Here is a 21998-nt window from a genome sequence, read left to right as displayed (position 1 = left end):
TCCAGAAAGCCCTCTTGTCGCTAACGCAGCGATACCCAAAACAGCTAGACGTAAATGCTCTCTGCGCATCACGATGCAGGCTCTAATTATAGAAATTCAATGGTCATATACTAGAGAAAAAGTGTCATGAAAGCGAGTCCGGAAGTATGATGTGAAATTATTTCTCAATATGGTAGAATCCACGCATTTCATCTTTTTCAAGAAGCAGTGTGCAAGCAAATCAAATAACCCATCCCCCCTCACTAAAAATATTCTTTGCGACCGAGATGTGGGAACGTTATGGATTTTATGTCGTACAAACACTGCTTGCCCTTTATCTGGTCATGTATTTTCAATGGAATGACCACCGTGTTTACCCTTTGGTGGGTGCTTTTACTGCCTTAACCTACCTGTCACCGGTGATTGGTGGCTGGATTGCCGATCAATTATTAGGACAAAAGCGCAGTATCCTTGCTGGTGCAATCATATTATTTTTCAGTTATCTTTCATTAGGATTACTGAAATCCGATCATGGACTTACGATTTCACTGGCAGGAATCGCTGTGGGTACAGGGTTACTTAAACCGAATATCTCATCTTTGTTAGGCAATGAATATCCCATCGGCTCACCGAACCGTGAACGTGGTTTCACCATATTTTACATGGGCATCACCACAGGCATTATTCTAGGCACAACACTGCCCAGTTACCTTCAATCATTGTATGGTTGGCCTCTTTCCTTCCTGAGTGCCACAATCGGGATGATTATCGCCATCGCTGTTTTTTCATTTGGCATTCATCGCTATCGCATCGCTGATTACGTTCCTTACCAGCACAAGTTAAAAGATATATTCTTTGCGATTCTCCTCATCGTTCTGATGTGGTTCGGCGCCTTTTATATTTTGCATCAATCGACTCTTGCTGATGCTTTATTCACAGTCATTGGTCTATTTTCACTGATTTATTTACTGAATTCATTAATGCAAGAAAGCGGCATACAGGCGCGTCAAACTCTGGTCATAGGGCTATTGTGTCTGATTTCTATTATTTTCTGGTCTTTTTATTTCCAAATGTTCTTATCTTTGACATTGTTATTGAAACGTGTGGTACAGCCGACACTTTTAGGCATTCCATTTCCCCCTCCTTATTATGTTGCAGTGCAAAGCTTAGGGATGATTATGTTCGGTCTTTTCCTTGGCCGTAATAAGAAACAATTGAGTTCGGCACAACATGCGATTCGAACGGGCAACAAATTCTTGCTGTCAATATTTTTTATGGTTTCTGCTTATGTATCCATTGCATTGGTTTGTCGTTTTGATGCGGGGATAGCACTCATCTCTCCTTGGTTTTTCATTCCTGCCTATCTGATGATTTCATTCGCGGAATTACTATTATCACCCGTAGGCTTATCTGCCATTACCCTTTTATCAAGTCACAAAAAAGTAAGTACCATGATGGGGGTTTTCTTTGTCTCTCTTGGACTGGGGGGATTTTTATCTGGGAAACTTGCGGCAATCACGGCTATCCCGAAAGAGAAGCTAGACCATATGTCGATCAGCGGATTAAAAACCCACTATGCCATGACATTTAGTCACTTGCTCTATATCTTACTGGCAGCAGCCGTTGTGTGCATTATTCTTAACCGCATCATCAAATATCTCATGGCATCGCAAAAATAAGTGGTTGCTTATCTGAATTGCTGTTATACTTCGCGCGGCCGATTTAATGAATTGATACTCTTCTATGCCAGATAAACATCCCCTATTAGAAACGCTCATTGCTTCTTTAGAAGACATTCAAGCCAATGAGATTACTGTTTTAGATGTTCGTGACCAAACCAGTGTGACTGATTATATGGTCATATGCAATGGCCGTTCGTCCCGTCACGTAAAATCGATTGCTGAACATGTCATGGAGCAAATGAAAGCAGCGGGGCTTCCTGCTTTAAGTCATCATGGTCTTGAATATGGTGAATGGGCTTTAATTGATTTTGGTGATTTTGTTGTCCATGTCATGCAACCCGAAAACCGTGCATTTTATAATCTTGAAGGATTGTGGCAGCAAACGTCTTAAGATTTCTCCCAACCTCTTCTTTTTTAAGCACATTATTGTATAGATTAACATCTTAAGCTCTTTCCTTTTTTAAAGGGAGCCTGGGTCATACAAGGTTTATGTTAAAAATTACTTTAATTACGCTAGGTAATAAAATGCCTTCCTGGGTTAATGAAGCGGTCAGTGACTATAAAAAACGATTGCAGGATGGCATTGCCCTGACGCTGATTGAAATTCCACTATTACGCCGAGGAAAATCAGCGGATTTAACCCGCATTTTAGAAAAAGAAGCAACTCTGATGGCAGCAGCCATTCCACAAGGAGCTCGAATCATTGCCCTAGATATGACTGGCGAATCCTTCAGTAGTGAGCAATTAGCACGTAAACTCGAACAATTACAACATATCAACAGCCATTTATGCTTCCTGATTGGTGGGCCGGAAGGACTTTCCCGTGAATTGGTAGCGCGATGTGATGAGTGCTGGTCTTTATCGAAACTAACGTTGCCGCACCCCTTAGTACGAATCATTTTTATTGAAGCAATTTACCGAGCCTGGTCTATTCTAAAAAACCATCCTTACCATAAATAAAGTATATAACCAAAGTATGATTTTCTCATGCATAATGAAGCAACAAACACCTCATTTAAAACCTGGAGCCATCCCACTTCCTCCACTTCTTGGCCGTTCTGTTTCGTCAGACCTCCTATCCGGAGCTTCTGGTAAAAATCCATGCCTGGTGGCGATTTTGGCTAGTGAAGCTGCATCATCACGAGCACGAACCAATTCTCCTAATCGTCCTTCTTTAGTCGCTGCTACCTCTTGCTCGGACAAGGCTTCACCACGACTTAATCGCTCAGCGGCTGCTATTTTTACGTCTCTACTTTTGGCTTCAATAGGAATCTGGTCCATGCCGCATAAGGCCCGGAAACCATTCGCAATCCAATTCCAAAATGTCGTCCATCCCCCATAAAAATAGTCGGTATTCGTTCTTTGGCGGTCCACAATATAGCCTTGCAATGCTTGGCGGAACAAAGCTTCTCCTCTAACCAGAGAGGTGCTGTCCGGTGCTGGCACCACTCGGGCTGTTCCATGCTTACGACTTGGCTCTGACACATGATTTAACTGGGCTAAAGCCGGATGGACAACCGGTGGTGTTGAGGGTCGGCTACCCACCATTCGTTGATGGTAAGGTCGCATAGGCTCCTCCAATTCATGCAACTGTCTGCTAACAACCCCAATTATGGTTTGAAAATTCGAGCTTCCGAATACACTTCTTCTGCCTAAAACGTCCCGAACCTCATTAAGTTTGGCAATGATCTCATCCACTGACGCATTGGGCATGTCTTTTAAACCAATAAATCGGGCATCAGGACCGCTCTTACGTTTAATTACTTCCCCACCCACTTTAATCTCGCCATCCTTTCTTTCCCAGCCATGGATGGCAGCCATCAATTTAGGGATTAATCTTTCTTTTTCTTCCTCAGAAAAGCCATGTCTTGCAGCCGGTACAGCGATAACCGTTTGTAGTATTTCTATGGCTTTTAACACGGCACGATTAGGCTTTGGCCCCGGCCCTGCCGTAGTAAACGTATGATGCGCCCGATTCAATTCCTCTTTGTAATCATGGGTATCGAAAATGTCTGTTTTTACGTAGCGGCTATCGGTGCTTCTTGCTCTAAATAAACGAGTGGCTTCCCTTCGGTTACCACTCTCTTCAGCATCTTCAATCTGACTATCAACTTCATAACTATGCTCATTACCATAAAAAAATGCCCGAACATCTCCGCGAGCACCCAGGGTCCATGCCCCTGGTCTGGTTACTACTTCAACGCGCATGCCATGAAGTTCATCCGCATTCACTGGATTGGCTGCATGGATACGAATTCCTGCTGCAAATCCAGTGTTTCTCATTTCGATAGCCAATTGCTGGGCAAGCGATGGCTGCCCCATGCCAGCCTCGCAAGAAATAAGATAAACATCCTGAAGATTTGCTTTATTATCACCATATTTGCGGGCTAGATCTCTTGCCAGTTCACGGGGTGTTTTACCACCAATGGTAGTACGCTCATCATCCGTATGGGCACATAATGTAATATCATGATCACGCAGCGTTCTTTCCCTCACGTCATCAAGTCTTAAAGCCCGATCGCGGTGTACAGCCGCCAAGGCTTCTGCTGAATCCTTATCATTGTCATCTAGATATAAAATGGTCATCACTGTCTCTAAAATAAAATTTTAATAGATTAATTATAGACAATATGCATAAAACATTAAGATAATATTAAACACCGTGATCTTTAATATTTCTTTACATAACTTTACAAATCACCACCAAACTATGCTGTATTTAAGATGCGTTTGAATGACTCCGTTAAAAATGACCGCCAAGAATTGCAAGTACATCGCTTTCGTTTAAGCTTGCTGGTGGCATTACTGGTCATATTGTCCTTTATTTTGATTTTACGCTTAGCCTATTTGCAATTTTCTCAATTTAAACGCTACGCCACATTATCCTTGAAAAATCAAATGAGCATTATCCCTATTGCTCCTCCCCGCGGTATTATTCTTGATAAGAATGGGATAATTCTTGCCGACAACATTCCTGTTTACGTGCTTGAAGTGATTCCTGAACGAGTAGCAAATCTGCACGAAACACTGGCAAAATTAAAAGAGTTGATACCATCCATTACCGATGATGACATTGATAATTTTAAACACGCCCGTCGCCAAAATCGTTCCTACGTTCCTATCCCTTTAAAACTCAAGTTAACCGAGGAAGAAGTGGCCATTTTTGCCAGCAATCAGTATTTGTTTCCTGGCGTCAGCATTAAAGCAAGGCTGATGCGTTATTATCCCAGAGGACCAGTCATGGCGCACTTGCTTGGCTATGTCGGGCGGATTAATGTGCAGGAACTACAGCAAGTCGATAACACCAACTATCGCGCCACTAATTTTATCGGCAAATCAGGCATTGAACGTTACTATGAAAAGACCCTGCATGGTCGAGTAGGCTACCAGCAAATAGAAACCGATGTAAGTGGGCGAACATTACGTGTTTTAAGCAAGCAAGCACCCATATCAGGAGCAAAAATTTATCTTACCATTGATGCTCGCTTGCAAGAAGCCGTATACAAAGCATTGGAGGGAAAACGGGGAGCGGCCGTGGTCATGAATGTCAAGGACGGTGATATTTTGGCCATGGTAAGCACGCCGAGTTTCGATCCAAATCTTTTTGTGAATGGCATCAGTAGCAAAGATTATCAGCAATTGACCAATGCTCAGGACAAACCTTTATATAATCGCGCTGTTCGTGGCCTTTATCCACCCGCATCAACCGTTAAGCCTTTTATCGCTTTGGCGGGGCTTGAAAAAGGAACCATTACGCCAACCACTAAAATTTATGACCCGGGATGGTATGGTCTTCCCGGCGTGAGTCATAAATACCGTGACTGGAAACGCAGAGGTCATGGCATCATTAATCTTAAACGAGCTATTACTGTTTCATGTGATACTTATTTTTATCAACTGGGGAATAAACTGGGTATTTCAGCCATTGAAGACATTTTAATGCAATTTGGCTTTGGGCAACTGTCTCATGTCGATTTATTGGAAGAAGCACCAGGCATCGTTCCCGGCCCAACTTGGAAACGAAGAAGTCGAGGAATGTCTTGGTATCCAGGTGATACATTAATCACTTCTATAGGCCAAGGCTTTATGCTGGCTTCTCCTTTACAGCTGGCTAATGCAACCGCGGCATTAAGTTCACATGGTCGTCGGTTTCGTCCCCATCTGTTCAGCCGTTCGGTTGAAGACAATGGTAAAACACATCTGTATAAGCCTTTAGAGGAATATCCAGTCCAATTAAAAGACAATGTTCATTGGACAATTGTCATCGAGGCCATGCAAAATGTCATCAGCAGTCAAGAAGGAACGGGGCATCGCTTTGGCCGTAATTCCGCCTATAGCGTTGCAGGAAAAACAGGAACGGCTCAAGTATTTAGCGGTAATCAATATGAGAAAAAAAGCTATCAGGACATTCCAGAAGCACTGCGAGATCATTCTCTGTTCATTGCTTTTTCCCCCGTCGAAAAGCCTGAGATTGCCATCTCCGTGCTGGTAGAAAATGATTTTATTGCATCCATCGTCGCTCGCAAGATCATGGATGCTTACTTTGATTTGAATCAAAAGAATAACGTAACATGAACATAAATCAAACTCGTCCTATTTATCGGTTTACCCCAAAATCATTGCATGTTGATTATCCTTTATTGGGTTTGTTGCTCTTATTAGTAGCCTTAGGCTTGCTTATTTTATACAGTGCGTCAAACCAAAACATGGGAATGGTCATAAGGCAATTATTACGTTTAGGCCTAGCCGCCGCTGTCATGATGGTGTTTGCGTTTATCCCCCCTCACAAGTATAAATTATGGACACCATGGATTTATGGCATTGGCCTGACCTTATTGATTGCGGTGATGGTTATGGGGAAAATTGGTAAAGGCGCGCAGCGTTGGCTCGATTTAGGTCTATTTCGCTTTCAACCCTCTGAAATTATGAAGCTTGCTGTTCCAATGATGGCGGCTTGGTATTTCGACCGTACCTCTTTACCCATTAACGTCAAATCATTGTTTCTTGCAGCAATCATCATTTTTATACCCGCTCTCTTGATTGCAAAACAACCTGATTTGGGTACGGGTCTTATGGTTATTGCCGCCGGCTTGTCCGTCATCTTTCTTGCTGGCATTCAAATGCGCGTCATATTGTTTCTGGCAATTGCCCTAGGGTTAACAATGCCTTTATTATGGCATGTTTTACATGATTATCAGAAACAGCGAATTATTACGTTTCTAAATCCTGAAAACGATCCGTTGGATGCCGGTTATCATATCATTCAATCGAAAATCGCCATAGGCTCAGGAGGCGCTTTTGGTAAAGGATGGTTAGCAGGCAGTCAGTCACATCTTAATTTTTTACCTGAACATGCAACCGATTTTATTTTTGCAGTCAGCGGCGAAGAATTTGGTTTTATTGGCAGTATTATTTTGATCATCCTGGTTGCTCTCATATCACTACGAGGTTTACATATTGCAAGACATGCTCAGACCAGCTACACACGCTTGTTGGCTGCAAGCCTGGCGATGACTTTTTTTATTTCAGCCTTTGTAAACATCGGCATGGTGATGGGTATTTTACCTGTTGTAGGCATTCCTTTACCTTTGATTAGCTATGGCGGCACAGCAATGGTGACGTTTCTTGCGGCTTTTGGCATTCTCATGTCCATCAGTTCACATCGAATTTTATTTGATAATCTTAATGGATGACCCATGAATATCAACCCATCTTCTTGATGCTTCAAGCCTCCTATTCTTGATTAACCGATAGAGCGGCAACGCGGCTGAAATATTTTCTGTGAATGGCGCACGGGCCTAATCGTTCCAATGCTCGTTGGTGGACTGCTGTAGAATAACCTTTATGGGCGGCAAAGCCATAACCAGGATAATCATTATCCATTCGTTCCATTTCTTCATCACGATAAACTTTAGCAATGATCGAGGCAGCACTTATTTCTGCAATGAGTAGATCGCCTTTCACAATCGAATAACAAGGAACGGCAACATTCGGCACATGAAGACCGTCCACCAAAATCTTTTCCGGGGCAATGGCTAATGTTTCAATGGCTCTTTTCATAGCCAGCAGCGTGGCATGATGAATATTTAATTGATTAATTTCATCGACTTCAGCTCGTCCGTAAGCATAGCAGATTGCTCTTTCTTTAATTTCAACCGCTAATTCTTTTCTGCGTGATGCAGTCAACAGTTTGGAATCCGTTACCCCTGCGATAGGAGCATCCAGAATAACAGCGGCGGCAACAACAGGCCCTGCCAACGGACCTCGTCCAACTTCATCCACACCAGCGATATACATTTCCATACCTCAGTCATCATGAAATAAAGATAGGATCATACGGATTATTAAAACATTTACCAGCTTCTTAACTTTTTCATGATTTGATATTCGATAGAAAATAGATTAATCCAACAGAACTTAAATCCTGTCCAATAAAATTGGCAATAAAAAGTCTATAATTAAGTATATAGTTATAACAAGGAGATTGTGATGACTAACTGCAGATGGAGTCCATTAGCACTGGGATTATCCTTAGGTATTGTATGGGGCATATCGCTCTTTCTTATGGGTTTAAGTGCTTATTTTTTTTCTTACGGTGAGATTTTTGTAACGTCCGTTGGCACAGTGTATGTGGGATACGACGCCACCATTGTAGGGAGCATCATTGGTGGGATCATAGGATTTATTGATGCCTTCATTGGTGGCGTTATCGTGGCCTGGTTATATAATTTCTTTTCTGGATGTTGTTGTAAAAAAGAGAAAAAAGACTAAGTTCTACCGATATTCATCTTAACCAAAACAGGGGCATTAATTGGTAATTCAATACAGTTTTATGTGATTCTACAATTTTTGCATTCCTTACCCCCAGTTACGTTAATATTTTTTCAATAGATAACGATTTTCTCTCTTATTTTATTATGATCCTTGTTTTTTCTAGGGATTACACCACAAAGCTATTGTTTATAATTCCATTTTAGTTTTTATAATCGGTTTTTGAGTAATATTCAAGATGGTTTTCTGGGCCTTTCAGTCCTTACTTAATTTTGATTATGTGCTTCTGCCGAGTCTTGGTGTCGTTGACGTGACGTCTGGTGAATCTGAGGCTGCCTCCAATGCACCTCTCTCAGCTTCCTGTTTTATAGCGCCAAGCGCTCCCTTCATCCCTGTTGTTTGCTGTGCGGTAGCCTGTTGTTGCCATCCTTTTTTTACGTCTTTCATATCTTGCGAACCATTTGGTAACATAGCCATATTTTTATTAAACAGTCTTTCAATAAAGGCATTAGCAGAAGCTTCATCAGGAAAAATAAAAACATGAACTTTTGGTGGGCCCTCCTCCGTTCTATAAGAAAAATCAGTCTCTTTATACTTACCTCCACCACCGGGTTTATCCTGTCCATTCATTTGCTTTTTAATGTCATCAAATTCATCTATTATCTCTTTTATAGGCACCAAAGGCACAATCGCCATACTTTTTGCTTGCCCCTCCACTTTAGTTTGTACAGTAGCACTCGACACACTTGTTGATATGGCAGCATTATATGAACTTCTTTTTTCCTCACTCTGCAGAAACTCAAGCACTCGTTTCATTTTTGTGATGTTGTCTTTTAGGTCTTGATTTGTAGATTCACTTACTAGTCTTGCTTCCATTTCTATTAGCTTAACCCGCACTTTTTCTGCAAGGGCTCTAGCCTCAGCATCCTCCATTTCCTTTTTTGCTGATAATGCTCGGTCACCTTCTTTTCCTAGCAATTCATTTAAATATTCATAATGATTCTTTGCTAATGGTTGTTTAATATCAGGCATGATTCTCCCCCAAGCATTAATCTTTTATCGAAAATTACAATCATTAGTATAGTTCATTGGATCAGTATTTACAGGAATTCGACTATTGTTCGTGCTCACCAGCATGCTTCCGGGGGCAAAAGGAACAAGAAAATCAGGAATTAGGCCGTTCTAAAGGCAGTTTTTCTACAAAGATACATGCTCTGTGTGATCGCTGGGCAGGCCGCTTAAGTTTATCCTGACGCCTGGGCAGCTTTTGACCGCGTCACAGGCTTCAGATTTTACTCAAGCAGTTCAGAAGAGCTGCAACACGATATGACAAGTTTGCGCAGTCCTTTTTGTCTTTCTTTTATATCGTTGCAACTGCCCTTTGGTTAAGATGAATGTCGACAAAACTTAGGTGTTAACACTTCGTTTTAAGAAGCAAAAAGCACCACCAAGAAAAATCAGGTAAATTAACCCGGCTAACGCGCAATAAAAACCCAAAAGGATATTGTTGTGCGTTGTGTAGATGTAATTGCCAATTTCAATACCGAACGCTTGCATGCACATAGAAATCATAGTCATCAATGCGGAAGATGTACCTTTAGCAATTGGTGTAGAAAATAAAATCAAACGATCTAAAGGTGCATTGGTCACCCCTAATCCAAAAAAATAGATAATCATTCCTGGCATCATCCAGACAAATGAATGGTCCATCAAAGAAGGAAAAATAAAAACCATCAGCAAACCAAGACTGACAATAAGAGAACCTATCCATAAAATTTTTTGAGATGAATAATATCGCGTTAACTGTCGTAAAAACCAATTGCCTAATATGGCTGCGCCAAAGACAGGAAGTTGCCATAGACCATATTGAATCACCGAAAGTTTTGCATCCGCAATCAGGATAACCGGTGCCAGCGCAATCCAGATAATACAAGGCAGGCCTAATAAACCCAAAGCAATGGAGCCCAATAACATCGTTCGATTTAAAAGCAGATGCTTGTAATTAGCAGCAATAACACGTGGTGTCAGGGAGATGCGTTTGATTTCTTCTCCATCTCTTTTGATTTGCCCCACAGGTTCAGGCATAAACCGCCATAATCCCCACAAAGCCAATAAAGACAAACCACCAATGAGGATAAAAATCAAACGCCAGCTGTAATAATGAATAAAAAATGCCCCTGCCAATGGCCCTAATAAAGGCGCTAATATAGAAATATTGGCCATGATCGCAATTAATTTTATGGCATCCATTTCGGCAAAGATTTCCTGTAACGTTGCATAGCCAATCACCCCAATAAAACATAATCCCATCCCTTGAAAAAAACGGGCGATCAAAAACTGCTCAATCGATTGGGAACTTGCAATAAACACCGTGCACAAAAAGAAAAGTGAAGCCCCAAAAATCATTACTGGCCGTCGGCCGTAGCGATCGGAAATTGGCCCAAGAAATAATTGCAGACTAGCCCCGCCCATCACATACGCAGTTAATGAAGTCGCTATAGCAGATTCTGACCCATGAAATGTTTTGACTACATCAACCATGCCCGGCATGATCATGTCATTCGCAACGTAGGTCAAAAATTCATAAAGCACCAAAAACCCGGCAAACACGAACGCATGTCGCCGAGTAATGTTGATTAAAGGCTCTACCATAAGTGACTCTTATAAACTCATATTACGCAACACCATCTTTACTGTGCTGGGTAACATGAGTTATTAATCGAACAAAAAGATAATTTTGAAATCAATCTTACATTCTGCAATAGAGAATGTTTTTTGTCTAGTCGATATAACTTTTATCATTATTTGACATGTTTTTAGATCTTTAAATGGCAGTTCCTATTTAGCCAATGTGAAAATAAAATATTTTCATCAGTTTCATGTGTTTGACGACTTAATTCTGCTATTTACACAAATAATCAGTTAAATATTTACATTAAACTCACAGCGATACGATTTAGAGCATTCATCAGTGAAATGGACAAAGTTAAGTCTACAATTTCCCTGGCACTAAAAAAATCAGACAATTGTGTCCGTATTTTTTGTTTATCCGATCTTAGTAATGTCACTGTTTCACACCAAGTTAAAGCTAGTTTCTCTTTTGAGTCAAAGCATGTCGCTTCTGTCCAAGCAGGTAGCTGATCCAATTTTTTCTGTTCTATCCCTAATTTTCTAGCTTCATCAGAGTGAATTAAGCAACAATAGGCGCAGCCATTGATTTGTGAAGCTCTAAGCTCAACTAAAACGCGCAACTGTGGATTTAGAGGCGACTCTGATAAACTAGCATGCGCTGTATATATATATTTTACTGTTTTCTCAGATATTTTTTGATAATCCACCATTTTCCTCCTTATCGATTTTTATGTCAGTTCCATAAAGTAATAAACACAAGTTAACAAGTTGGAGCAAAAATACTTCGAGCAGGGAGAATTTTTTTAATAAAGAAGAACAACAGACCTGCTGCGGCAGATGGATCAATGATTATCATATCCGTTTAAATCAAAGCCCCAACAACCATTACTCGTAAGCAATTATAAAGCAAAACACTCAACAGAATGATTTTTTAATTGGACATGATAAGCAGAACCCAAACCATAAAAATGATCACTCACTGCAAATCCTACGACGGAGGCAAGGCGACCATCGAGATAAATGAGTGGAACAGAATCACGTTGCCAGGGAGGTATTCGCCACTGTTGCAGCAATTTTTTAAGTTGCTTTGTTTGTCCATGCCAACACATTGTTTCCCCTCCTTGGCGAAAGCGAATCTCTATACGACTGCCGGGTGGCACTTGTAATCCTTTCTTTGCTGGCTCAGCATGTAAATATCCCAAGGCATCAAGCGATAATGGTTGAGGAAATGTGAACCATTCTCGTCTTTCTTTAAGATCGGTTACTTCTTGATTTTTCAGCAAATGAAGCGTTTGCTGATACCGTCTTACTTCGACCATGTCCCATTGCACACAAGGATTGGCATCCTGATTAGCAAAAATTAACTCATCAATCAATCGTTGCAGCATAATGGTAGACGGTAGACGAACTTGGTTTCTTTTCAACCAAACTCGCAAGACATTCTCCAGGCGAGCACGACTTAGTGGCAAAAGAAACGATAAAGATAAGCAATTGGCCTGTTCAGTCAGGTGCTCACAATCCAGAGCAGCCAATGTTTCAAGATTTATTTTAGCTTGTTGGCAATGGCTTGCACTACGGGCCAAACTCATAGCCACACTGGGCCACTTGGCACGCAACAAAGGCATCACATGATGGCGCAGGTAATTACGAGAGAAAGCAGTGTTCTGATTACTTTCATCCTCAATCCAATCAAGCCCATAATGGCGAGCATACGCTTCTAATGTCTGTCGGGTAAACGCCAATAATGGTCTTGCCAATCTTCCCTTTGCCATCGATGCCTCTGCAGCCATAGCAGCCAATCCGTCAACACCCGCGCCTCGCAATAACTGCAACAACACCGTTTCAGCCTGGTCATCCGCATGGTGCGCTAATAAAAGACAATCTTTTTCTGACAGTAATGAAGAAAACTGGTTATAACGAGCGATTCTTGCCTTTTCTTCAATATTTGAATAGTCGTTAACTTTAACTTGTCGGGCAATAAAGGGAATTGAACGTACATCACACCAGCACTGGCAATGAGTCTGCCAGACATCCGCATTGGTGCTGAGACCATGATGAATGTGAACGGCATGTATTTTATCACGTAAATTAGGTTGGAGAACCAGGCTATGCAATAATACGGTCGAATCAAGCCCGCCGCTAAACCCAACAAATAACCGGTGGTAAGTGGACAACCGTTTAAGCCAATCGTTGCTTAATAACGAGAATTCAGTCACAAGCCCCCATTGCCATGAATTTCTTATAACGCTGTGCCAATAAGTCATCCAAGGAAAGCGCTTTGAGCGCGCGTAATTCTTCCATTAAAATAGAATTCAAACGAGTCATCATCTCTGCAACATTGCGGTGAGCGCCGCCTAATGGCTCATCCACAACACGATCAATCAAGTTGTTTTCAAAAATTTTATCGGCGGTAATACCCATGGCTCTTGCCGCTTCACTGGCTTTAGCAGGGTCTTTCCAGAGAATGGAAGCACAACCTTCCGGAGAAATAACTGAATAAATAGCGTATTGCAACATGATGACACGGTCACCAACGCCAATAGCCAAAGCCCCCCCTGAGCCAGCCTCTCCTGTAATCACACAAATAATCTGGGTTTTAAGCTTTGACATTTCAAAAAGATTTCGGGCGATTGCTTCTGACTGATTACGTTCTTCAGCGCCAATGCCCGGATAAGCGCCAGCGGTATCAATAAAGGTAAACAACGGTAATTCAAATTTTTCCGCCATGTTCATCAAGCGCAATGCTTTACGGTATTCCTCCGGACGTGCCATACCAAAATTACGATAAACCTTTTCTTTGGTACGTTTTCCTTTTTGATGCCCTAAAATCATAACAGGTTCACCGTGAAAACGCGCCAGACCACCAATGATAGCCGGTGCTGATGAATAATGACGATCACCATGCAATTCCTGAAAGTCAGTAAACAAATGCTCGATATAATCCGTCGTTTGCGGGCGCAAGGGATGTCTTGCCATTTGCGCTACTTGCCAAGGTTCAAGATGCGCAAAAACATGAGCAGTTAATTCCTGGCATTTTGCTTCAAGACGAGAAATCTCTTCGCTCAGATTAATATCGCTATCGCTTCCTACCATGCGCAGCGCTTCAATTTTCTGATTCAACTCTTCAATCGGTTGCTCAAAATCCAAAAATTGTCGACTCATTCGTTACTCATTGGTGAATTTTTCGTTATACGTTATTATCGTCACATACATTAAAGTTTAATGTAATCAGACTTAGGCATTTTATTCTATTGCATTGCCTTTGGAATAAATATGCGAAGTATAACCTCATCTGTAATCGGATGCCATATGCCTTCATTTAAAGCCCTTCCTCTTCAAGATTGCAACTTGCATCAGGAGCGCATTGATGTCTGGCAATTTTCTCTTGAGGCAGAATTTGCTGGTGCCAAATCCTTACTCATTACAGACGAGCAGGAACGGGCTAAGCGTTATTATTTTGCTCGCCATCGCCGACGTTTTACGATAGCTCGCGCTGTACTACGTCTTATTCTTGCCCGATACCTTCGTCTTCTTCCTCATCAACTTAAGTTTGCATACAGTCCTCATGGAAAACCAATGCTTCTTAACACCCCTCCTATTCAATTTAATATAAGCCATTCTCAAGATACGGCATTACTTGCTGTAGGCAAAGACTATCCTTTAGGTGTTGATATTGAATTTTTTTCCGCACGCCCTTATGAGGGCATCGCCAATCATCTTTTTTCAGAGGAAGAGTATGAAGCGTTACTTGCTCTACCTAGCTCATTGAAACCATTTGGTTTTTTTCATATCTGGGCACAAAAAGAAGCCTTGATCAAAGCCTGCGGATTAGGATTAAGTTATCCAACAAAACAAATCACCCTTCCCATTTTGCCATCAGAAAAACAAATGATTTATGATTCCTTGCATCAACAAGCTTGGCGAATTACATCGTTTGCACCTAAAATCGCCAGCTGTGCAGCACTTTGTTATAATCCAGGCATTCAAGAAATTCGCTACCTGGCGCTCAATGAATTAAGCGTATTGCATGATGAAAACATTTAGCGCTACTCAAATAAAAATTCTTAACGCACTTGCAGACGGCTTATGCCATAGTGGTAATCAGTTAGGAATTCTCCTGGGGATATCACGCACGGCCGTCTGGAAACAGATCAAACAGCTGGTTGACTTAAGCGTACCCATTCTTACAATTCCACAACAAGGATATCGCCTGGCAAGCCCAATAAAGTTTCTTGATGAAATCACCATTCATCAAGCGTTAATAGGCAACGATTTTCCTCTGCCTCTGCATGTTCATCTTTTTGCCTCCATCGACTCCACAAATCGTTTCTTAAAAGAATTGCCGCAAAGCATGTCCATGGATATTTGCTGTGCGGAAAGGCAAACGGAAGGACGCGGCCGTTTTGGCAGACATTGGCATTCTCCCTTTGGAGAAAATATTTATCTTTCTTCTCGTTGGTCTTTTAATTGCGATCTATCCCAGTTATCGGGTATGAGTCTGGTCGTTAGCCTGGCTATACTATCCGCTCTGGAAAAATTAAATATTCATGAAGGCATTCGTGTCAAATGGCCAAACGACCTTCTGTGGAATGGGAAAAAATTATGCGGGAGTCTTATCGAAATTAACGCTGAAAGCCATGGTATAACCGAAGTGGTCATTGGCATTGGATTGAATGTTAATTCAGCCACGAACCATCAGCTTCCGCTGGATAGGCCATGGTGTTCTTTATATGACATCACGGGACAACCATGGGATCGTAATCTCTTAATTGTTCAACTTATCATGCAGCTTTATGACACCCTCCAACAATTCCTTCTTCATGGCTTTTCTTTTTTTCAAGAGCAATGGCAGCGAGTGGACTACCTGAAGAATCAAGTGATCCGTGTCAATTATCCGTTGGGTTTTTTATGCGGTCAAGCACAAGGAGTCAATGAGGCAGGTCAGCTTATTTTAGTGGATAAAGACGGCAAAGCACATTATTTGTCATCTGGGGATACGTCTTTGCATGGAGTGGAATAACGTCCCGAACATCTTTGTTGCTCGGGACGGGAAGACTGTGAATGGAATTCGGTATTAAACAACTTCTTCAGCATCACTGCCTTGTTTTTCCTGCTGGATTCGCAGATAAATCTCTTCACGATGTACAGAAACATCTTTGGGTGCATTAATACCCAGGCGTACCTGATTTCCTTTCACTCCCAAGACAGTAATATTTACATCGTCCCCAATAATTAATGTTTCACCAATACGGCGAGTCAAAATCAACATAATTAAATCTCCCTAACAGTCATCACCTTTATCTTCCATAGAACGCTTCCATGGTACGCCAGGTGATATCAGTTTGAATAAAATAACAATTAATTTACTGTACGATTGTTATTCTACCGAATGATTCTTAACATAATATTAAGAATTATAAAATTTGATTATTTTTTGGATAACAGTCAGGTAAATTCTTTTTACCGGCGCCAAGCCTGGAGGCTAGCAAGATTAGCGGTAAATAGGCAATGGATAATCCAATAAAGCCACTAACGTATCCTTTTACAACCGCGATGGCTATTGGCAGTAACCAAAATACATTAAGCATTAAAACCGTACATGTTACCAGTACGTGACTATGATAACGATGGGTGGCTTGCTGATAGGCATGACTGCGATGAGCCTCATAGAGCTTATCACCTTGCATCATGCGACGCAACAAAGTCAACGTAGCATCCACAATAAAAACCCCAAGCAGGATAAGCCAGCACCATAAAAACAAGGAATCAACCGTCGCCGCCTCTATGGATAAAATCCCAATCATCAATCCTAAAAATCCGCTGCCGGCATCCCCCATAAAAATTCGAGCGACAGGAAAATTCCAAGGCAAAAATCCAGCCACCGCGGTAGCAAGAACTACCGGCAATATCGCCTGACCAGGATAGCCAGCTAACAAATACAGTAGTGCCCCACCAAGACATACACACACGGCTTCCATACCGGCTAATCCATTAATACCGTCCATGAAATTATAAAGATTAACAAGCCATACAAAACAAATAACAGCCAAGAAATTCAGCAACAAGCCAGAAGATAAACTCCATGGTCCCAAAGCAAATGCCGGCATGCCGCCAAGCCAATGCACAGCAAAACCTACCGCAATAAAATGACCAACCAATCGCCAGCGTGCGGGAATATGCCCATGGTCATCCAAAAAACCTAACAAAGCAATCCACAGACCTGAACCTATCAATGCGACGGCTTCAGAATAGGAAATCAACTCAATATAAGCCAGAATGAAAACAGCCATTAAAAATCCAATGAGGAAGGCCATTCCTCCGCCTCGTGGTGTAGGCAAAGTATGTGAACTGCGTTGGTTAGGAACGTCTAAAATCTTTTTAGACAACGCATACTGTCTTACCAGCCCAGTCAGTATAAAGGACAACAAAAAAACAGTAAAAATTATAAAAATTAAATAAAACATCCGCCTCTCTTCTTTCAGGGTGTTGTATTAATAAAAATCTACCCGATAAGCGTCTTTCTTTTTTAATGAAACTTTATCATTTTATCAGTTAATGGTATTTTAACATCAAAAATGGCGAATTCTCATGAAGCAGTTGACAAAAAAAAATCTATGGAAATCATTGGACGAGCACGCCCAAATCTTGCGCTCTCAAACGCTAAATCGCAGCAAGCCAGGGTCGCTCCATCCAACACGTCAACATACAGCCTGTCATATCCACCTTGATTATTCTAATCAGCACATCACCGATCATACGCTCGAACTATTATTTTCTTTAGCTCAACATTGTTCTTTGGAAGAAAAAATCCAAGGATTAATGAATGGTAATAAAGTAAATCGCAGCGAAGACCGGCCAGCACTTCATACGGCATTACGTGCATCAGGAAATACACCAATTTGGGTGGATGGCCACAACATCATGGAAGAAGTCATTGCAACCCGCAATGAAATGCGTCTATTGGTTGAACAGATTAGAAACAAACAATGGCTTGGTTTTTCCGGCCAACCAATTCGCGACATCGTCAATATTGGGATGGGGGGATCAGACTTGGGGCCAAGATTTTGCATCAAAGCACTGGCTGAGTACACTTCACCCGATTTTGGCTATCATTTTATATCTGATGTCGATCCCAACAGCGTTAACAACACCATCGCAAAACTTAACCCAGAAACAACATTGTTTATTGTCTCATCAAAATCTTTTACAACACAAGAAACACTGTACAACGCCCGCAAAGCAATGGCTTGGATAGGTCATCCCAAACGTCACCATCAGCATTTTATAGCCGTAACGGCTCAGGTTGAAAAAGCACATCAATTTGGCATCTCCACTGTACTTCCTATTTGGGATTGGATTGGTGGTCGCTACTCATTTTGCTCAGCCATTAATCTTATTGGCGCCATTGCTATAGGGTTTGAGCAATTCAGTCAAATTCTTGCTGGTGCAAACAGCATGGATCAACACTTTTGTGAACGTGAATTCGCTTGTAATTTACCAGTACTCTTGGGCTTATTAGGGATTTGGAATAATAATTTTTTATCCATTCATAATCTGCTGATTCTTACTTATGCCCAACAATTTGAACAACTTATGCCTTACATTCAACAACTGGATATGGAAAGCAATGGCAAATCCATCGACAATCAAGGCAACCCTGTTCATTATGCAACGAGTCCATTGATTTGGGGTGGACCCGGTAATCAAGCTCAACATAGTTATTATCAATTGTTATGTCAAGGAACCCATAAAGTTGCTGCCGATATCATCACCTTAAAAAGCTTTGAAGGACAAATCATCAATGATATGGCAGCCGCTAAAATCAAAGTACTTGCTCATGGCGTGCATGATAAGGATCCCAACGCTTTTATTCCCGGCAATTTACCTCTCAATCATCTTTGCATTGAGGATTGCTCGCCTTTCACCATAGGAGCGCTCATTGCGCTTTACGAGCATAAAATTTTTACCCAAAGCATTATTTGGGATATAAATGCCTTTGATCAACCCGGTGTGGAAAGTGCAAAACGAGCCCGTTTGTCACAACAGGCTGCACAATCAATCGCTTAAACCGGCCAATCTGTGAATAGGAATTGTTAATTTGTCTCGCGCCGAACGTCTTTTTGATTTAATCCAATTATTACGCAGGCACCGTTATCCTGTTAGTGGCGCAACATTAGCTCATGAATTGGGGATTAGTCTGCGCACGCTTTATCGTGATATAGCCAGCTTACAAGCTCAAGGAGCACAAATAGAAGGCGAACCAGGGATTGGCTATATTCTGCGTCCCGGTTTTATGCTTCCGCCTCTCATGTTTCTGGAAGAGGAAATTGAAGCGCTCGTGCTTGGTTCACGCTGGGTAGCCAAGAAAGCGGACAGTCAATTAAAGATTTCAGCTTCAAATGCTTTAGCCAAAATTGCCGCCGTTCTTCCTCTGCATCTTCGCAATCAACTCGAAGCTTCTGGGCTTTTAATTGGTCCTGGGCAAGTCATTGCCGCTGGTGATGATGAGCTTGCCCTGATTCGACAAGCCATTCGCAAAGAACAAAAACTTGACATGACTTATACGGATCTGAATCATAACGCATCACAGCGACTCATTTGGCCTTTGGCACTGGGTTTTTTTGATCATGTGCGTATTATGATCGCCTGGTGTGAATTGCGGCAGGATTTTCGCCATTTTCGTACCGATAGAATCACTCAACTCACATTAATAGAAACCCGTTACCCACACCATCGTCAAAAATTGTTAAAGCAGTGGCGAGCCATTCATTCCATCCAGGAACAACCATAGTCTTACGACCACTGACAGAAACTGTCAGTCTCATCTTTTAAGCTTTATTTTATTCGCAGAAACCAAACCATTGGAATAGATAGCAAAGGAGACCAGCCTATCATTCAAATGACCTGGTTTTTGCGAAACAATGGGTAGCATGCGTTTACCCTTGCTCTTAAAACTATTGGAGAAATATAATGATTTACCCTAATACAATCATTCTTTATGTGGATTCCCCAGCCATCAGTGCAGCATTCTACGCCAACTTATTAGACCAACAACCAAGCGAGTCATCACCTACATTTGCCTTATTTGTCTTGGGAAATGGCATTAAGCTGGGTTTATGGTCCAAACATACCGTTGAACCGATGGCAGATATGACAGGCGGTGGAGGAGAGCTAGCCTTTTCCGTTGACCATACCAGCGTGGTTGACGAACTTTATACCCGCTGGAAACACAAGAAATTAACCATCACCCAATCGCCCACTAAAATGGATTTTGGCTACACCTTTGTGGCGCTTGACCCAGATGGGCATCGATTGCGAGTGTACTCTCTAAACCAATCATAATGAAAGATTGACTGCCAATGGCATCTATGAAGCAAAGCATTCATAACACGTATACTTGATGACTTAGGTGCCATATAACGAATTAAAGCGAAAGGAGTTATCCCATGCCTATAACACCAAAAGTAACGCATATTAACGGCTTTACCGTCATGGGTTTAAGCGTAAGAACCATAAACCGTGACGAATTTAATCAAAAAACAGCCAAATTACCAACGCTGTGGGAAGAGTTTTCCTCAAAAAATATTGCCGATAAGGTGATTAATCGCGTGCCTCATTCACCGATTTTTGGGGTGTATTCTGACTACGAATCCGATGCAACTGGATATTATACAGTGACTGCCGGAGTCACCGTAGATAAAGAAAAAGAAAGCACTGAATGGAGTACCATCCATATTCCATCAGGTTATTACCTTGTCTTTGAAAATAACAGCGTGGTTCCTCAAGCTGTGGTTGAAACCTGGCAATATGTTTGGAATTATTTTGCATCACAAAATGCACATCAGCGAAATTTTAACGCTGATTTTGAAGTATACCGTGGTACAAAAGATTTTGCGCTTTATATTGGGATTAAGAGTTCATAGCAGGCAATGCCTTCCTTATTTTTCCTTCCTGCCTGGCTTGGGGTTTTATGCAATCTTAACATTTAAAACTATAATTTTTTATTGAAAAACGATAATTTTTTATTATAATACGATTTTTTATCATTCTAAGGAATTATCATGCAAAAAATAAAATTCACGAGCCACCTGCTTTTTCTTTTCTTTCGTACTCTTTGCTGGGCTATTCCTCTAGTAACTGCCTATCTTGTTTTATTTAACTTGCAAGGCATGGTGAAATTAGGAGCATGGATGCATCTTACCTTGCCAAATCACCTTGAGGATTTAGATCATTTTTCTCTCCTTCATCGTTTGCTTATCTTAGCCATCGAAGCCCTGCCATTATCCATCACCGTTTTAATTTGTCGTCAATTAGCCAGCTTATTTCATCTGTATGGGCAGGGTTATTTATTTGAAGAAAAAAATATTATTCTAATTAAAAACATTAGTATTTACATGATAATTGGTGAACTCATCCAATTAATCTATCAACCACTTATTACATTAAGCCTCACCTTTAATAACCCCATTGGAGAACGTATGGTCAGTATTTCTTTAGGATCAACGAATCTGTCAACGCTTATTACCGCCTTTATTATTCTAGTCGCCTCATGGATTATCAAAGAGGCTCAACAGCTGCAATCCGATGCCCAATTAACAATCTAAGGAGATGAATGATGCCCATTATTGTTAATTTGGATGTCATGATGGCAAAGCGCAAATGTCGCTCAAAAGAGTTAGCGGAAGCCATTGGTATCACGGAAGCTAATTTATCCATTTTAAAAAATGGTAAAGCAAAAGCCGTGCGTTTTGCGACATTGGATGCGATTTGCACCCATTTAAAGTGTCAGCCTGGTGATATTCTTGAGTATCAAGAAGAAGGCAGCATGCCTTTATATGAAAGCGCTTAATGATTAAGTTAGGGGCGATTTATTATAAATCGCCCCTAAGAAATAAATTAATAAAATCCTGGATGCACAATAAACTATTATAATTA

23 protein-coding genes are annotated in these 21998 nt (G+C 41.3%); 14 read left to right on the top strand and 9 right to left on the bottom strand.

The window, feature by feature from the left end; all coding sequences use genetic code 11:
- Positions 1-209: 209 nt before the first annotated feature.
- The 3 genes from E1O52_RS02245 to rlmH all read left to right on the top strand — a co-directional run bounded on the left by E1O52_RS02245 (position 210) and on the right by rlmH (position 2621).
- Complete coding sequence (locus E1O52_RS02245) at positions 210-1658, top strand: peptide MFS transporter (RefSeq protein WP_278043910.1); 1449 nt, start codon at positions 210-212, stop codon at positions 1656-1658.
- A gap of 64 nt (positions 1659-1722) precedes the next feature.
- The gene (gene rsfS / locus E1O52_RS02240) at positions 1723-2052 is read left to right on the top strand and encodes a ribosome silencing factor (protein WP_133127082.1); all 330 of its coding nucleotides are present in this window, start codon (positions 1723-1725) and stop codon (positions 2050-2052) included.
- Between the two features lie 98 nt (positions 2053-2150).
- Positions 2151-2621, top strand: coding sequence for a 23S rRNA (pseudouridine(1915)-N(3))-methyltransferase RlmH (gene rlmH / locus E1O52_RS02235; RefSeq protein WP_133127081.1), 471 nt, complete (start codon positions 2151-2153; stop codon positions 2619-2621).
- A gap of 51 nt (positions 2622-2672) precedes the next feature.
- On the opposite strand, the gene E1O52_RS02230 is transcribed toward rlmH, so the two are convergent.
- Complete coding sequence (locus E1O52_RS02230; protein WP_133127080.1) at positions 2673-4247, bottom strand: hypothetical protein; 1575 nt, start codon at positions 4245-4247, stop codon at positions 2673-2675.
- Between the two features lie 138 nt (positions 4248-4385).
- On the opposite strand from E1O52_RS02230, the gene mrdA reads away from it, so the two are divergent.
- Together mrdA and rodA are read left to right on the top strand one after the other, a co-directional pair.
- Positions 4386-6236 carry a penicillin-binding protein 2 gene (gene mrdA, locus E1O52_RS02225; protein ID WP_133127079.1) on the top strand — a complete coding sequence of 617 codons (1851 nt, stop codon included), beginning with the start codon at positions 4386-4388 and terminating at the stop codon, positions 6234-6236.
- Positions 6233-7354, top strand: coding sequence for a rod shape-determining protein RodA (gene rodA, locus E1O52_RS02220; RefSeq protein ID WP_133127078.1), 1122 nt, complete (start codon positions 6233-6235; stop codon positions 7352-7354). Before mrdA ends, rodA begins: the two co-directional genes overlap by 4 nt.
- Before the next feature lie 40 nt (positions 7355-7394).
- On the opposite strand, the gene rnhB is transcribed toward rodA, so the two are convergent.
- A complete protein-coding gene (rnhB, locus tag E1O52_RS02215) occupies positions 7395-7964 on the bottom strand; it encodes a ribonuclease HII (RefSeq protein ID WP_242602129.1) in 570 nt (189 codons plus the stop codon).
- A gap of 186 nt (positions 7965-8150) precedes the next feature.
- On the opposite strand from rnhB, the gene E1O52_RS02210 reads away from it, so the two are divergent.
- Positions 8151-8432, top strand: coding sequence for a bacteriophage holin (locus tag E1O52_RS02210; protein ID WP_133127077.1), 282 nt, complete (start codon positions 8151-8153; stop codon positions 8430-8432).
- Positions 8433-8708: 276 nt separating this feature from the next.
- Here E1O52_RS02210 and E1O52_RS02205 read toward each other — a convergent pair whose 3' ends face one another.
- The 5 genes from E1O52_RS02205 to E1O52_RS02185 form a co-directional block, all read right to left on the bottom strand.
- Entirely contained in the window at positions 8709-9464 is a 756-nt protein-coding gene (locus E1O52_RS02205) for a hypothetical protein (protein WP_133127076.1), read from the bottom strand.
- Positions 9465-9839: 375 nt separating this feature from the next.
- On the bottom strand, positions 9840-11084 hold the full coding sequence (locus E1O52_RS02200; RefSeq protein ID WP_133127075.1) for an MFS transporter: 1245 nt from the start codon (positions 11082-11084) through the stop codon (positions 9840-9842).
- A 278-nt stretch (positions 11085-11362) separates the two neighbouring features.
- Entirely contained in the window at positions 11363-11773 is a 411-nt protein-coding gene (locus tag E1O52_RS02195; RefSeq protein ID WP_133127074.1) for a carboxymuconolactone decarboxylase family protein, read from the bottom strand.
- 189 nt (positions 11774-11962) lie between these two features.
- Entirely contained in the window at positions 11963-13279 is a 1317-nt protein-coding gene (gene tilS / locus E1O52_RS02190; protein ID WP_242602128.1) for a tRNA lysidine(34) synthetase TilS, read from the bottom strand.
- Complete coding sequence (locus E1O52_RS02185; protein WP_133127072.1) at positions 13272-14225, bottom strand: acetyl-CoA carboxylase carboxyltransferase subunit alpha; 954 nt, start codon at positions 14223-14225, stop codon at positions 13272-13274. The genes tilS and E1O52_RS02185 overlap by 8 nt, the downstream gene beginning before the upstream one ends.
- Before the next feature lie 147 nt (positions 14226-14372).
- Between E1O52_RS02185 and E1O52_RS02180 the strand changes: the two genes are divergently transcribed.
- Together E1O52_RS02180 and E1O52_RS02175 are read left to right on the top strand one after the other, a co-directional pair.
- Positions 14373-15107, top strand: a complete 735-nt coding sequence (locus E1O52_RS02180; RefSeq protein ID WP_133127071.1) for a 4'-phosphopantetheinyl transferase family protein — start codon at positions 14373-14375, stop codon at positions 15105-15107.
- Positions 15094-16083, top strand: coding sequence for a biotin--[acetyl-CoA-carboxylase] ligase (locus tag E1O52_RS02175; protein ID WP_133127206.1), 990 nt, complete (start codon positions 15094-15096; stop codon positions 16081-16083). Before E1O52_RS02180 ends, E1O52_RS02175 begins: the two co-directional genes overlap by 14 nt.
- A gap of 54 nt (positions 16084-16137) precedes the next feature.
- Here the strand turns inward: E1O52_RS02175 and csrA are convergent, their stop codons facing one another.
- Together csrA and E1O52_RS02165 are read right to left on the bottom strand one after the other, a co-directional pair.
- The gene (csrA, locus tag E1O52_RS02170) at positions 16138-16332 is read right to left on the bottom strand and encodes a carbon storage regulator CsrA (protein WP_025385389.1); all 195 of its coding nucleotides are present in this window, start codon (positions 16330-16332) and stop codon (positions 16138-16140) included.
- Positions 16333-16477: 145 nt separating this feature from the next.
- Positions 16478-17527 (bottom strand): MraY family glycosyltransferase, encoded by a 1050-nt coding sequence (locus E1O52_RS02165; protein WP_133127070.1) that lies wholly within the window; start codon positions 17525-17527, stop codon positions 16478-16480.
- 124 nt (positions 17528-17651) lie between these two features.
- Between E1O52_RS02165 and pgi the strand changes: the two genes are divergently transcribed.
- From pgi to E1O52_RS02135, 6 genes are all read left to right on the top strand, one after another.
- On the top strand, positions 17652-19130 hold the full coding sequence (gene pgi / locus E1O52_RS02160; RefSeq protein ID WP_133127069.1) for a glucose-6-phosphate isomerase: 1479 nt from the start codon (positions 17652-17654) through the stop codon (positions 19128-19130).
- A gap of 31 nt (positions 19131-19161) precedes the next feature.
- Complete coding sequence (locus E1O52_RS02155; protein WP_133127068.1) at positions 19162-19854, top strand: helix-turn-helix transcriptional regulator; 693 nt, start codon at positions 19162-19164, stop codon at positions 19852-19854.
- A gap of 179 nt (positions 19855-20033) precedes the next feature.
- A complete protein-coding gene (locus E1O52_RS02150) occupies positions 20034-20405 on the top strand; it encodes a VOC family protein (protein WP_133127067.1) in 372 nt (123 codons plus the stop codon).
- A 104-nt stretch (positions 20406-20509) separates the two neighbouring features.
- Positions 20510-20986, top strand: coding sequence for a GyrI-like domain-containing protein (locus tag E1O52_RS02145; RefSeq protein WP_207384156.1), 477 nt, complete (start codon positions 20510-20512; stop codon positions 20984-20986).
- A gap of 138 nt (positions 20987-21124) precedes the next feature.
- Positions 21125-21667 carry a DUF2975 domain-containing protein gene (locus tag E1O52_RS02140; protein ID WP_133127066.1) on the top strand — a complete coding sequence of 181 codons (543 nt, stop codon included), beginning with the start codon at positions 21125-21127 and terminating at the stop codon, positions 21665-21667.
- 11 nt (positions 21668-21678) lie between these two features.
- Positions 21679-21912 carry a helix-turn-helix domain-containing protein gene (locus E1O52_RS02135; RefSeq protein ID WP_133127204.1) on the top strand — a complete coding sequence of 78 codons (234 nt, stop codon included), beginning with the start codon at positions 21679-21681 and terminating at the stop codon, positions 21910-21912.
- Positions 21913-21998 lie beyond the last annotated feature (86 nt).

The organism is Legionella nagasakiensis, assembly GCF_900639915.1.
Classification (GTDB): Bacteria; Pseudomonadota; Gammaproteobacteria; order Legionellales; family Legionellaceae; genus Legionella_A; species Legionella_A nagasakiensis.
This window is presented reverse-complemented; position numbering and strand designations above follow the sequence as displayed.